This is a genomic window from Hujiaoplasma nucleasis (assembly GCF_013745115.1).
Taxonomy (GTDB): Bacteria; Bacillota_I; Bacilli_A; order Izemoplasmatales; family Hujiaoplasmataceae; genus Hujiaoplasma; species Hujiaoplasma nucleasis.
Genome location: NZ_CP051151.1, coordinates 878,307 through 891,328, shown reverse-complemented (window position 1 = coordinate 891,328; position 13,022 = coordinate 878,307). Strand labels below are relative to the sequence as shown.

At 31.2% G+C, this 13,022-nt stretch carries 10 protein-coding genes; all 10 read left to right on the top strand.

Going from position 1 to position 13,022, the window contains the following annotated elements; genetic code table 11:
* Nucleotides 1-6: 6 nt before the first annotated feature.
* The 10 genes from HF295_RS04060 (at nt 7) to sufC (ending at nt 13,022) form a co-directional block, all read left to right on the top strand.
* Nucleotides 7-1,545, top strand: coding sequence for a DUF2357 domain-containing protein (locus tag HF295_RS04060; protein WP_312032581.1), 1,539 nt, complete (start codon nt 7-9; stop codon nt 1,543-1,545).
* An 18-nt stretch (nt 1,546-1,563) separates the two neighbouring features.
* The gene (locus tag HF295_RS04055; protein WP_312032580.1) at nt 1,564-2,127 is read left to right on the top strand and encodes a hypothetical protein; all 564 of its coding nucleotides are present in this window, start codon (nt 1,564-1,566) and stop codon (nt 2,125-2,127) included.
* Between the two features lie 8 nt (nt 2,128-2,135).
* Nucleotides 2,136-2,696: a hypothetical protein gene (locus tag HF295_RS04050; RefSeq protein ID WP_312032579.1), complete on the top strand. Its 561-nt coding sequence runs from the start codon at nt 2,136-2,138 to the stop codon at nt 2,694-2,696.
* Between the two features lie 11 nt (nt 2,697-2,707).
* On the top strand, nt 2,708-3,313 hold the full coding sequence (locus tag HF295_RS04045; protein ID WP_312032578.1) for a signal peptidase I: 606 nt from the start codon (nt 2,708-2,710) through the stop codon (nt 3,311-3,313).
* Nucleotides 3,310-4,101, top strand: a complete 792-nt coding sequence (locus HF295_RS04040; protein ID WP_312032577.1) for an MBL fold metallo-hydrolase — start codon at nt 3,310-3,312, stop codon at nt 4,099-4,101. The genes HF295_RS04045 and HF295_RS04040 overlap by 4 nt, the downstream gene beginning before the upstream one ends.
* Nucleotides 4,102-4,244: 143 nt before the next feature.
* On the top strand, nt 4,245-7,787 hold the full coding sequence (gene nifJ, locus HF295_RS04035; protein ID WP_312032576.1) for a pyruvate:ferredoxin (flavodoxin) oxidoreductase: 3,543 nt from the start codon (nt 4,245-4,247) through the stop codon (nt 7,785-7,787).
* A 129-nt stretch (nt 7,788-7,916) separates the two neighbouring features.
* The gene (locus tag HF295_RS04030) at nt 7,917-10,487 is read left to right on the top strand and encodes a hypothetical protein (protein WP_312032575.1); all 2,571 of its coding nucleotides are present in this window, start codon (nt 7,917-7,919) and stop codon (nt 10,485-10,487) included.
* 39 nt (nt 10,488-10,526) lie between these two features.
* Complete coding sequence (locus tag HF295_RS04025; RefSeq protein ID WP_312032574.1) at nt 10,527-11,441, top strand: cation diffusion facilitator family transporter; 915 nt, start codon at nt 10,527-10,529, stop codon at nt 11,439-11,441.
* A 124-nt stretch (nt 11,442-11,565) separates the two neighbouring features.
* Nucleotides 11,566-12,099: an MgtC/SapB family protein gene (locus HF295_RS04020; protein WP_312032573.1), complete on the top strand. Its 534-nt coding sequence runs from the start codon at nt 11,566-11,568 to the stop codon at nt 12,097-12,099.
* A 116-nt stretch (nt 12,100-12,215) separates the two neighbouring features.
* Nucleotides 12,216-13,022, top strand: coding sequence for a Fe-S cluster assembly ATPase SufC (gene sufC, locus HF295_RS04015; RefSeq protein WP_312032572.1), 807 nt, complete (start codon nt 12,216-12,218; stop codon nt 13,020-13,022).

Below are 13,022 nucleotides of genomic sequence, written 5' to 3'. Positions count from 1 at the left end.
GATTAGATGAAAGAAGGCACTGCTAAGCGTTATTATAAAAAATTAAATACAACCATTGAAGGTTTAAATAAAGTTGATGAATTTGCTAAGCAGTTTAGAAAACTTTTGAATAGTTCTGATATGGAACTATATCAAAAAGAACGACGAGAAAAACGTGTTTTTGATGATTCTTGGATGGATGAAGTTGAAGATATTATACCTATCATTGATAAGTTAACCAGGAATCCAAGAGAATCATTAAAAAAAGTATCTGAGGTTGTCGCAGTTGAAAGAGCTAAGAAGATTGACTCAGATACCATTCGCCATTTGGCTGCCAATACTCAAAACATTAAAGAAAGAGATCGCTTTGGGAATGTGATTCCTTCAAAGGTATTAACATCTTATTATGATCAAGATTTAGGAACCTATGAAAATAGGTTTTTAATGTCTTTAGTCAATAAATTGTTTACATTTATTGAGTTAAGATATAATTTAATTGTTGAAAAAATGCATACGGAATACGCCAATGTGTTAAATGTTAAATCAAAATTAGAATGGGAAAAAACTTATATCGATTATGATATATCTTTAAATATTCATCGTGATATTGATGATGATGAAATGGGACAAAAAAACCAAGAGTTATTGGAAAGAATGACTGAAGTAAGAAAAGCCATTACCAATTATAAAATGTCTCATTTTATGCAAGAAATGAAAGGTTTTCCTCCGGTTAGAAGTCCTATTATGATGACCAATATTATTCGTAAAAATGTAGATTTTAATAAGTGTTATAATCTATGGGTAACCTTGGATAGGGTCGATAGAGTCGGTTATGAATCAGATGTTTTTGATCGAGATGTTTTATTAGATAAAAAGTATGAAGATCAATTAAAAGAAGCTTTAATGATTCTTTATGCGACGGTATCTAATTCACAAATTGAAGATTTAGATTTTGCTAGACCACTTAATTATTTAAGGGAGAAAAAAGCTAAGGTTCTTCAACGTATTGATAAAGACCAATACTTACAAGCTGGTGAATATCTTTTAGAAGACCATACTTTAAATCAGTATTTTCTAGATAAAATTAAAGAAGCGAATACTGAAAGATTTAAGACTTTAAAAGACGCTGGTATTGCTGAAGAAGAATCTATTAAAATTGTTTATAGAAAATTACAAGAAATCGCTGATAATGCTTTTGTTGATTTTATAGAAAGTAATTATAAGCCTGATGAAATTGATGATATACATGAACGTATTAAGGTTCAAAGACAAGTTATGGATGTTTATCGTGATATTGAAAAGGTTAAAGCTGAAAACAATAAAGATTTTAAAACCAATAAGGCTTTGGCCTTATTAAACTTAAAGAATTATCGTGATGAGTTAAAGGCTATTGAAGAAGCTAAGAAACAAAAACAAAGAGAAATCGAAGAAGAAGAAAGAAGACAAAGATTAGCTGCTTTAGATGAAAAAGCCAGAGAAGAAGTCTTAAAACAAGAGAAAATTCAAGAAGCTAAAAGGATTCTTGAAGAAGCCAAAAAAGAAAGACAAAAAAAGAAAAACAAATAGAAAACGAGAGGTGATATTATGAAAAGAAGACTACATCTTTCACTAGCAGCTTTAGTGGGATCAGTCCTTTTGTTCATTGTCACCTCTTTGGCTTGGTTTTCAGTATCTGAATGGGTTAATGTAGGTATGTTTCAATCTTCGGTATCTGGTTATAGCATTGATTATACCTTATATGAATCTACTGATGGCTTGGTTTATAATGAAATAGATTCTATTCAAATGTCTATGCAGGTTCCTGGTGATGAAAAATATTTTCGTTTGGTATTATCCAATCCTTCAAGCAGGAACTATGATGTGATTGTTTACTTATCTTCAATCAATGATGTCCTTACCAATGGATCAATATCATTGATCGAGGTAATTCAGGTGACTTCTACTGTAGATGGACTTGTGAATAGAGATGATACCTTAGAAAACTTAATGTCGGGTGGTATGGCTCCTTTAATTAACCATATTGATATAGAAGGCAGTGGAAGTGAAACCATAGATTTTACTTTAGGGGTTTTACCGAGTGCTGGAAATGAATATCAAGGATTAGAGATTGAAATAGATGATATTAGAATCTATTTCAATGCTGAGTAGGTGGTTTTATGAAAAAAAATAGACTTATACAATCCTTGTTATTATTAATTTTTGCTTTTTTATTAACCATTACAGCCACTTATGCATGGATTTCTTTGTATGAATCTGCAGGAAGTGTTCAAATCAATACTGGGCAAATCTCTTATACCTATCATGGTTCTTTTATTGATGAAAGTGAGATTATTTTTCCTGATAAAGAATTATTAAATGAAGATATCTTTGTTAATAATCAATCCAATATAGATACTTCTTTAAGACTTAAAATAGATTATACTTTAGTAGAAGAAGTCATTAGTCTTAAGACCTATAAAAATGAAGCAAGTGATGATTTGTTTGTTGAATTTGGCAGTTCATTTGTTTTAGATGGAGATTATTGGTATTATATAGCAAGTGACCATGCTATAAGCAATACAGGTGTGATTGCTTTAATCAATTTTATCTATTATGATGGATTTAAAGCCAGTAATGAATATGCAACAAATCAAGTGAGTCTTTATGTTCTCATTCAAGTCAAACAAGCAGACCATGTAGAATGGACCGATTTAACGAGTATAGATTTTAACGGATAGAGGCTTTACTTATGAAACGTAAATTTAAAAAAATATTATCATATATGCCTTTTGTATTACTTGCTATAACGCTTTTGTTAATTATGCAATTGGGTTATTCTTTAGCCAATGGAGAAGTTCCTACAATTTTTGGTAAGGCTATAGCTTATGTTCCAACAAAATCTATGCAAGATGAAATCATGGCTGGAGATATGATTATTATTGATACGAGCTATGACCAAGTATATGAAGGTGATATCGTTTCTTTTTATGCCAATGTTGATGGGAAGAGAGTGAGTATCACCCATAGAATTATTGCAATAAATGGTGATGTTTTCACCACTAAGGGTGATAATAATGATATTATTTATGATTGGGAAAAAAATATCAGTAAAGATAATATTATAGGTGTCTATAGGGGTTCAAAGTCTGCTTTTATAGGGGGAATTTATGGAGCTCTATTTTCTAGTAATTTTAATATTTTATTTTTATTGATTATCTTAATATTTGTAGTTATTATGGTTTTAGAAGCCATAAATATAATTAAACAAATTCAAGAACATAAGCAAAAAGATGAAAAAGAAAAGTTGATTAATGAAGCTAAAGAAAAACTAAGAGAAAAAGAGGATGATGCATGAAAATTACAGTGGTGGCAAGTGGATCAAAAGGTAATGCAACCTTAATTGAATTTCAAGAAGACCAATATTTAATTGATTGTGGCTTAAGCTACAAACAATTAACTTATAGATTAGAAAAACAAGGCAAGTATTTGAATAATTTAAAGGGTATTTTTATTACCCATGAACATAGAGACCATGTTTCAGGTTTAAGAGTATTGTTAAATAAACATGATATTTCTATATATTTAAGTGAAGGGACTTATAAGGGTTTCGATAAAAGGTTTACTGGGGATATTAAAGAATCTAGTCTTGTGTTTTTAAGAGAAGAAGAAATTATAGATTTTAAGCATTTTCAAGTTTTACCTTTTTATACATATCATGATGCTATTGAGCCTTTGGGTTTTCGTTTTATAGAAAATGATGAATCTTTTGTTTACATGACAGATACTGGTTATTTTCCTTTAAGAAAGTATGATTTAATTAAAAATGCTAGTGCTTATATGGTGGAAAGTAATTATGAATCAGAAATGTTATTAGAATCTTCAAGGCCTTGGTTATTAAAAAGAAGGATTCTTGAAGATACCGGTCATTTATCTAATGAAGATTCGGCCAATTTAATTTTAGATATTATGGGGGAGAAAACCAAACATATTATTCTGGCTCATATATCTGAAGATTGTAACTTACCCTTAGTGGCTAAAGGAACTTATGAAGAATGTTTTAAGTTGAAAAAGCAAGAATTAGATAAATATAATGTCATTATAGCCAAACAATATGAATCACTTAATGAGCTTATCATTGAGTGATTTTTTTCTTATTTTTAAATATTACGACTGTTTTGTTTTGTATTGATTATTATCTAAAAATAGCGTTGTTTTTATTAGTTGAATGCGTTATAATATCAATGTATGAAATTTAGATTTGATAATAATTTATATAGGAGGTCAATATGTCTAAAAAGAAAGTATTCCAGTCTATGGACGGTAATCAAGCAGCAGCTTATACAGCCTATGCTTTTACTGAAGTGGCTGGTATTTACCCAATTACACCATCTTCACCAATTCCAGAACATGTGGATAATTGGGCAGCACAAGGCAAAAAGAATTTATTCGGTATGCCGGTTAAAGTTGTTGAAATGCAATCTGAAGCAGGCGCAGCAGCGACTGTTCACGGATCTTTAATGGCTGGAGCATTAACAACAACATTTACAGCATCTCAAGGGTTACTATTAAAAGTTCCAAATATGTATAAAATTGCTGGTGAGTTATTACCAGGAGTTATGCATGTAGCAGCACGTTCACTTGCAGCTCATGCATTGAGTATTTTTGGAGATCATCAAGATATCTATGCTACAAGACAAACAGGTTTCTGTATGTTAGCTTCAGGTTCTGTTCAAGAAACCATGGACTTAGGTGGGGTTGCTCATTTAGCAGCTATTAAATCTTCTATTCCATTCATGCATTTCTTTGATGGTTTTAGAACATCTCATGAAGTTAATAAAATTGAAGTCATGGATTATGATGTTTTTGATCGTTTAATTGATCGTGAAGCTGTTAAGAAATTCCGTCAAAGAGGTTTGAATTCAGCGACACCTAAAACTATGGGTTCTGCTCAAAATGATGACGTTTATTTCCAAGCAAAAGAAATCCAAGAAAAATATTACAAACCTATTCCTGATATTGTTAACGAATATATGGAAGAAATTTCTAAGGAAACTGGTAGAGAATATAAACCTTTCGTCTATTACGGAGATCCAAAAGCAACAAAAATTATTGTGGCTATGGGTTCAGTAACTCAAGCTATTAAAGAAGTTGTTGATAACTTAATGGAAAAAGGAGAAAAAGTCGGTTTAATTTCTGTTCATTTATATCGTCCTTTCTCAAGCAAATATTTCTTTAATGTATTACCTGATACAGTTGAAAAAATTGCTGTTTTAGATAGAACTAAAGAACCAGGATCTGCTGGTGAACCTTTATATGTTGATATTAAATCTATTTTCTATAATAGAGAAAAACAACCTGCTATTATTGGTGGTCGATATGGTTTATCAAGTAAAGATACAACGCCTGATCAAATCTTAGCTGTTTATAAAAACTTAGATAATGAAATGAAAGATAATTTTACAATCGGTATTGTAGATGACGTTAATTTCTCTTCATTAGATTTGGAAGACCATATTGATACTGTTGATAAAGATACAACAGAATTATTATTCTTTGGTTTAGGTTCAGATGGTACTGTAGGTGCTGTTAAAAATGTATCTAAAATTATTGGTGATTATTCTGATTTATATGGTCAAGCTTACGCTTCATATGATTCTAAAAAATCTGGCGGGGTTACAAGAATGCATTTACGTTTTGGTAAAAACCCAATTCGTTCAACTTATTTAGTAAACCATCCTCATTTTGTATCATGTTCACAAGAAGCTTATGTAAGTCGTTTTGATTTAATTAAGGGTATTCGTAAGGGTGGTACATTCTTACTAGCAACTCATAAAAATGCAAATGAAATCGAAGACTTATTACCAAATAAAATGCTTAAAATATTGGCTGAAAGAGATGTAAAACTATACATCATTGATGCTTATAAATTAGCAAGAGAAATTGGTAGTGAAAAAATGGTTTCTACCATTATGCAATCTGCTTTCTTCAAACTTAATGAACAAATCATGAAGTATGAAACTGCTCAAGAAGCTATGAAATCTTATGCGAAAAAATCATTCTCAAGCAAGGGTGAAGATATCGTTGAGATGAACTACAAGGCTGTTGATTTAGGTGCTAATGGTTTAGTTAAAGTTGAAGTTAAACCTGAATGGAAAGACTTAAAAGTGGAAAAAGTTGAAGTTGAAGATAGACCAGACTTCGTTAAAAATATCGCAGATCCTGTTAATGCTATTAATGGTTATGATTTACCTGTTTCAGCATTTGAAGGTATTGAAGATGGGCAAATGCCATCTGGTACAGCTCGTTATGAAAAACGTGGTGTAGCTGATGTGGTTTCTACATGGATTTCTGAAAATTGTATCCAATGTAACCAATGTGCTTATGCTTGTCCTCATGCATGTATCAGACCTATTTTAGCAACTGAAGAAGAAGTCGCTAATGCGCCTGTTGATAAAGAATGGTTAGATGCTAAAGGTAAAGGCTTAGAAGGTATGAAATATCGTATCCAAGTTTCAGTCTTAGATTGTACTGGATGTATGGTTTGTGTTAATACTTGTCCTGCACCTAACAAAGCTTTACATATGACTAAATTAGAAGAAAACGTTGAAGAAAAACAACACGTTTTAGCTGATTACCTATACAATGAAGTACCTTATAAGGGTGACTTAGTTGGTAGAAATACTTATAAAAATGCAGTATTTAACCAACCATTATTTGAATTCTCTGGTGCTTGTGCTGGTTGTGGTGAAACACCTTATATCCGTATGGCAACGCAATTATTTGGCGAAAGAATGATGATTGCTAATGCAACAGGTTGTTCTTCTATTTATGGTGCTTCTTTCCCAGCAACACCTTACACAACAAACGCTGAAGGCAGAGGTCCTGCATGGGCTAACTCATTATTCGAAGATAATGCTGAATATGGTTTCGGTATGAAAATCGCTGTAGATACAATGAGAGATAGAATGCAAACAATTATCTTTGAAAATATGAATACTTTTGAAGAAGAATTACAAGAATTATTTAAAGAATGGATTGAATTCCGTGAAGATGGAGATAAGACTTTAGAGTTATCAAGAAAAATCATTCCATTGTTAGAAAAATCTAAATCAGAATTCAAAGATGAATTGTTAGAACTTAAGGGTCAATTTGTAAGACAATCTAATTGGATTATTGGTGGAGACGGTTGGGCTTATGATATCGGATATGGCGGATTAGACCATGTTTTAGCCAACGCAGAAGATGTAAACATTCTTGTTTTAGATACAGAAGTTTACTCTAATACTGGTGGACAATCATCTAAATCTGCACGTTCTGGTTCAATTGCTAAATTTACAGCTGCTGGTAAACCTGGTAAGAAAAAAGACTTGGCTGCTTTAGCCATGACTTATGAGTCAGTTTATGTAGCGTGTATATCACATGGTGCGAACCCAACTCAAGTGACTAAAGCTATGAAAGAAGCTGAAGCATATCCAGGACCATCATTAATTATTGCATATTCACCTTGTATTGCTCATGGTATTGATGGTGGATTAGGAAATTCTCACCAACAAGCTAAGTTAGCTACTGAATGTGGATATTGGCCAACATTTAGATATGATCCTCGCTTAATTGCTCAAGGTAAAAACCCATTGCAAATCGATTCTAAAGAACCTAAATGGGAAAAATATCATGACTTCTTATTAAGTGAAAATCGTTATCAACAATTGGTTAAAAAAGATCCTCAAGCTGCTGAAAAATTATTACATCAAAATATCATTGATGCTAAACGTAGATGGGCTTCATATAAACGTATGGCCGCTGCTGATTTCTCAGAAGTGATTGAATAGTATTCCATAAAATAAACCCTTAAATTGTCTTCATCAATTTAAGGGTTTTTCTTTTGAAATTTATTTTTATTATTGCCTATAATGTTGTATAATATATAGATAAGACATAAAAAGGAGTTAAATACGATTATGAGCAAACTATTAAAAAAATTAACAATGGTTTCTTTGATGCTTTTGACATCACTGGCAATCATTTCATGTGGTGAAGAAGCCACAAGCGACCAACCAACGACGGATGAAACTATTAATCACACTTTTGACTTTAATACAGTCTATTATCGTGGTGATGGTTATGAAATCACATATAAAGAATTATTTGATTCTATTAAAACCAATGATGGAGCAGATCAATTAATTGAAATGGTCGATAGAGAATTATTAAAAGATTATTTCCCTTTGGTAACTTCTGAAGATATTATCGCTAAAAGAATTAAAATGATTTATGGTAGCAATGACCAAGAAATCCTTGATGATATTAAAGAAGACAAAAAAGAACAAATGGAAAAAGCCTATGAAGATGGCATGGTTGTTTTAGGTTTCTCTGAAGATGATACACCTTACTTAGAATTATTGGTTGCTAGAGATTTATATGTTAAGGATTTATTAACAAATCCTGATATTGAAGACAATAACTTATTTATTGATCCTCTAGATGTTGCCAAAGAATATCATGATTCACGCATTGGTCAAGTCAATGCTATTTTGATTCGTTATGATTCAATCTCTAAAGTTAATACTTTATTAAGAAATAATAATTTGGTTGAATATAATGGAGAATTAAGATTATACACTGATGAAAATATTCCTTTATCTGAAGTACCAAGTCATCGTTTAAATGATGATAATACTAGATCTTTAAGTGATCAAGAATTATTGACTTATTTTATTGGTTTTTACAATGCTGCTTATGATGGTCAACGTGATCCTATTTCTGAAACAGCAACAGTCAATGATTTGTTAGAATTAGAAGATTTGACTTTTGATTATGAAGCTCTACAAACCATTAATGTGAAATTAGGTAACTTATTATTCACTGGTTTATCGACCATGCAAACTGATGATAATATTTTCTATACTTATAAACCTTATGAAGTGAGAGTTTCTAACGCTAATAATTATTATTTAGCATTAAATTTAGACCGTTCATTTATTGATGTGAGTAGTTTTGATGGTAATGAAAGTGACTTGATTAATCTTATTGGTCAAGAAGCTTATGACCAAGTGTTAAATACTTTAATTGATGAGAGATTAAATGAATCTAGATTTGTTGGTGCTGCATTAAAAGATTTAAGAGAAGAGCATGACTTAGAAATCTATGATTATTATTTAAAATTAGATTATGAATCAGTTGTACCTAAAGATATGGAACCAACTGATTTAAATCAATCTGATTATGTGATTGCTTCTGTGGACGGTGAAGATATTTTAGCCAAGGATTTACTGGCTTTTGCCTTAGAAAGAAAAGCGCCATTATATTTATTACATGCTGCTCAATTAGATATCCTAAGAACAAAACATTATGAAGATGTATACTGTGATGATGAAGGTAATTGTGAGTTAGACTATACTCAAAACAACTCAGGAGCTATGAATAATCATATCGCTGAGTATGAAGAGTTAGAAGAAAGTTTTAAAAATAGTCAATATGCTGCATATTATTCTTTTGAAGATTATTTATATTTAGCTTATGGTGTTAAAAATGACGTTGAAATGATGAATAACTATGTTCAAAGAACCTTAGAACCTATTTTCATTTTCAATTACATGTTAGAAAACATGGATGACTTAACAAGTCAAATCATGCCGATTTTAAATGAATATTATGATAATTACTTCTCATTAGATGCTAGACACATTCTCATATTTATCGATGATAATGGAGATGGAAAACCTGATGATTTTGATGATTATTATGATGAATTAGATGATCAAGTTGCTTTTGATAACTTAGTTGATCAATTTAAAGCAGATATTTTATCTTACTTATCAGAAAATGATGATGATTTAGCAGGTGTTGTTGCTGAATTCAATAGTGCTGATAGAGATGATGAAGTATGGGGCATTTATAAAAGAACTGGATTAAGAATTTTAACTGAAAACTTATCGGCTCAAAAATCACTTACTTATATGAATACTTATAAGTCTTATGAAGAAGGTTTTGTGACAGGTTTAAAAGCCGTTTATGACCAATACTTATTAGAAGAGAATATTGATGAAGCCTTTATCTATAATGATGAGTGGATTCAAACATCATATGGTTTACATATTGTTAAAGCTGAAAAAGGTGATGATTTTGAATTAGAAAGCGCTGAATTTACAGTGCCTGAAGACACTTCATTTAATTATCCTGAAGCTTTAAACAATAACGAATATAGATTGAACGAATCACAATTACAAGTCTATTTCTCTTATAGAGTTTTCGATATCGTAAGTTCTGTGGTTGATTTAGAAACAATTTTTGATTTTGAAAAACCTGATTTACCATCTCGTCTTCAAGATTTAATGGTATTATTAGCTAGAGACTTATATGATGCATACTATATTACTGCTTATTTAAATATGGGTATGATGGATGTCTTGGTTGAAGGTGAATTAATGGATAATGGTATTTATTCATACTATACTATGACTGAAATTACTGCCTATTTTGCTAATTTAAGCGCTTCTTACAGTGGACAAATGTTATCACAATACAAATAAAGAAAAAGCGCTTTTAGCGCTTTTTTAACGGAGATTTCAATGAAAAAAGTAGAAGAAAAAATCATCAAAAAAAATACATTTTTAACCATTATTATGAATACCCTCTTAGCTATTGCTAAATTATTTGGTGGTATTTTAGGTGGATCAGCTGTTTTGGTTGCGGATGCGGTTAATTCTATAGGCGATATTGCGACTAATATTGTTGTTTTTGTTTCTGCGAAATTTTCTAAAAAAGAAAAGGATGAAACCCATCCTTATGGTCATGAAAAATTTGATTCAATGATATCTATATTTTTGGGTTTTGCTTTGTTGATAACAGCTTACCAGTTAGGTAAAGATGCTGTGGAAAGATTTATAGATATTGTTATTGAAGGTTTACCTTTTTCTACACCTATGTGGTATACATGGTTCATTGCGATTGTGACTATTATTGTTAAAGAAATGTTATTTAGAATTACAAAAATAGATGCTAAAAAAGCCAAGTCACAAGCCTTAATGGCTCAGGCTTGGGACCATCGTTCAGATACTATAGTTAGTTTTGGTGCGATCATTGGGATTGTTGGTGCTATTTATGGTGTTGGCTTTTTAGATCCCCTAGCTTCTTTTGTTATTGGAGTTTTTATCTTTAGGCTAGGGTTAAAAATCATTAAAACAGGTGTATCTCAAGTGGTTGATGCATCCGCTGATGACGAACAAATAGTGAAAATTAAAGAAATTGTTCATGAAAATGACAAGGTTAGAAGAATTGATGAAATTAAAACAAGAATGTTTGGTATATCATTCTATGTAGATTTAGAAATAGCTTTAGATGCTCATTTGTCTTTAGAGGAAGCTCACGCTATTGCTGAAAGCATTCATGATCGAATCGAAGAACAAATGCCTGATGTGATTCATTGTATGATTCATGTCAACCCGTGTGAAGAAAAAAACAAAAATATCGGAAAAAAGAAATAAAGTAGGATTAATTATTATTAATTAAGACTTATTCTTTCTTTAACTTGAAAATTGAATTTGTAAATGATATAATATCTAATTAAACTATATCCAAATTTTCATGAATAAAAGAAGGGGTGACACTATGGATTTTTTAAACAATTTTTTAGGTGAAAACTATGGACCGGGCATATATGAAATATTACTAAGAATGGGGTTGACCGCTTTCTTTGTTGGTATCATTGGTCTTGAAAGACAAATGAGACATAAAATTGCTGGAATTACAACACATTTAATGGTAGCTTTCGCTGCCGCTGCCATAGCTATATTGCAAGATGCTTTATATTTTGCGGCTATTCAAGACGCTATCAACTTAGGGGTAGAGGTTCAAATACAAAGACAAAGAGTGATTGCTCAAGTCATCACTGGTGTTGGTTTCTTAGGTGCTGGTACGATTTTAAAAACGCGTAATGGTATCTATGGTCTTACAACAGCTTCGACTTTGTTCTTATCAGCCATGATCGGTTTGATTTTTGGTATGGGACACTATGTCTTAGGTATTGTTTTATCATTATTTGCTTTCCTATTCCTAACAGTTTTCCGAAAAATATTAGGTATTACATCTTTGAAACATCAAGAGAGTCCTAATATCATTGGTTCAGAAAAAGTAGACGATTAAGAGGTTCTTATAGAATCTCTTTTTTTCTTGCGAAAAATGACTAAAATATTCATTCATATACTTTGCATTAAAGGCTAAAATAAGTTAAAATGTTTATGGAAATCTGGAGGTGCAATATGTTGCTAGAATTTATAGATTTGGTGGTTTCTGTAGAAGGAAACACCATTTTAAATGGAATTAATTTAAAAGTTTCTGGTGGTGAAACACATGCAATTATGGGCCCGAATGGTACGGGGAAATCTACCTTGGCTTCTATATGCATGGGACACCCTAAATATAAAGTAGAATCTGGAGATATTTTATTAGATGGTCAAAGTATTTTAGATAAATCTGTGGATGAAAGATCAAGACTAGGTATTTTCCTAGCCATGCAAAATCCTATTGAAGTCCCAGGTGTGACTAATTTTGACTTTATTAAATCTGCCTTACAAACAAGGATGGAAAAAGGTAATCATTTAAGGGTAGGTAAATTCATTTTAGAATATGAAAGAGTTGCTTCAGAATTAAAAATGGGTAAAGGTTTAGCCCATCGTTTCTTAAATCAAGGTTTCTCTGGTGGAGAAAAGAAAAGAAATGAAATATTGCAGATGAAGATGTTAAAACCTAAATTTGCTTTTTTAGATGAGATTGATTCAGGTTTAGATGTGGACGCTTTAAAACTTGTGGGTGAACAAGTCACTAAACAAAAATCTAAGGATTTAGGTTTGGTCTTAATCACTCATTATCAACGTTTATTGGATTATATTGAACCTGATTTTGTTCATATTATGATTCAAGGACAAATTGTAAAAACAGGTTCAAAAGAATTAATCGCTAAAATTGATCAAGATGGTTATGATTGGGTTAAAGCAGAATTAGGCATTGTTGATGAAAATAAAAAACCCTATTCATTAGGCACTTGTGCTACAAAAACTATGGTATAG

Bases quoted from the DNA above. Each gene is read 5' to 3' on its own strand.
- HF295_RS04060 (WP_312032581.1), top strand. From the start codon at position 7: ATGAAAGAAGGCACTGCTAAGCGTTATTATAAAAAATTAAATACAACC.
- HF295_RS04055 (WP_312032580.1), top strand. From the start codon at position 1,564: ATGAAAAGAAGACTACATCTTTCACTAGCAGCTTTAGTGGGATCAGTC.
- HF295_RS04050 (WP_312032579.1), top strand. From the start codon at position 2,136: ATGAAAAAAAATAGACTTATACAATCCTTGTTATTATTAATTTTTGCT.
- HF295_RS04045 (WP_312032578.1), top strand. From the start codon at position 2,708: ATGAAACGTAAATTTAAAAAAATATTATCATATATGCCTTTTGTATTA.
- HF295_RS04040 (WP_312032577.1), top strand. From the start codon at position 3,310: ATGAAAATTACAGTGGTGGCAAGTGGATCAAAAGGTAATGCAACCTTA.
- nifJ (WP_312032576.1), top strand. From the start codon at position 4,245: ATGTCTAAAAAGAAAGTATTCCAGTCTATGGACGGTAATCAAGCAGCA.
- HF295_RS04030 (WP_312032575.1), top strand. From the start codon at position 7,917: ATGAGCAAACTATTAAAAAAATTAACAATGGTTTCTTTGATGCTTTTG.
- HF295_RS04025 (WP_312032574.1), top strand. From the start codon at position 10,527: ATGAAAAAAGTAGAAGAAAAAATCATCAAAAAAAATACATTTTTAACC.
- HF295_RS04020 (WP_312032573.1), top strand. From the start codon at position 11,566: ATGGATTTTTTAAACAATTTTTTAGGTGAAAACTATGGACCGGGCATA.
- sufC (WP_312032572.1), top strand. From the start codon at position 12,216: ATGTTGCTAGAATTTATAGATTTGGTGGTTTCTGTAGAAGGAAACACC.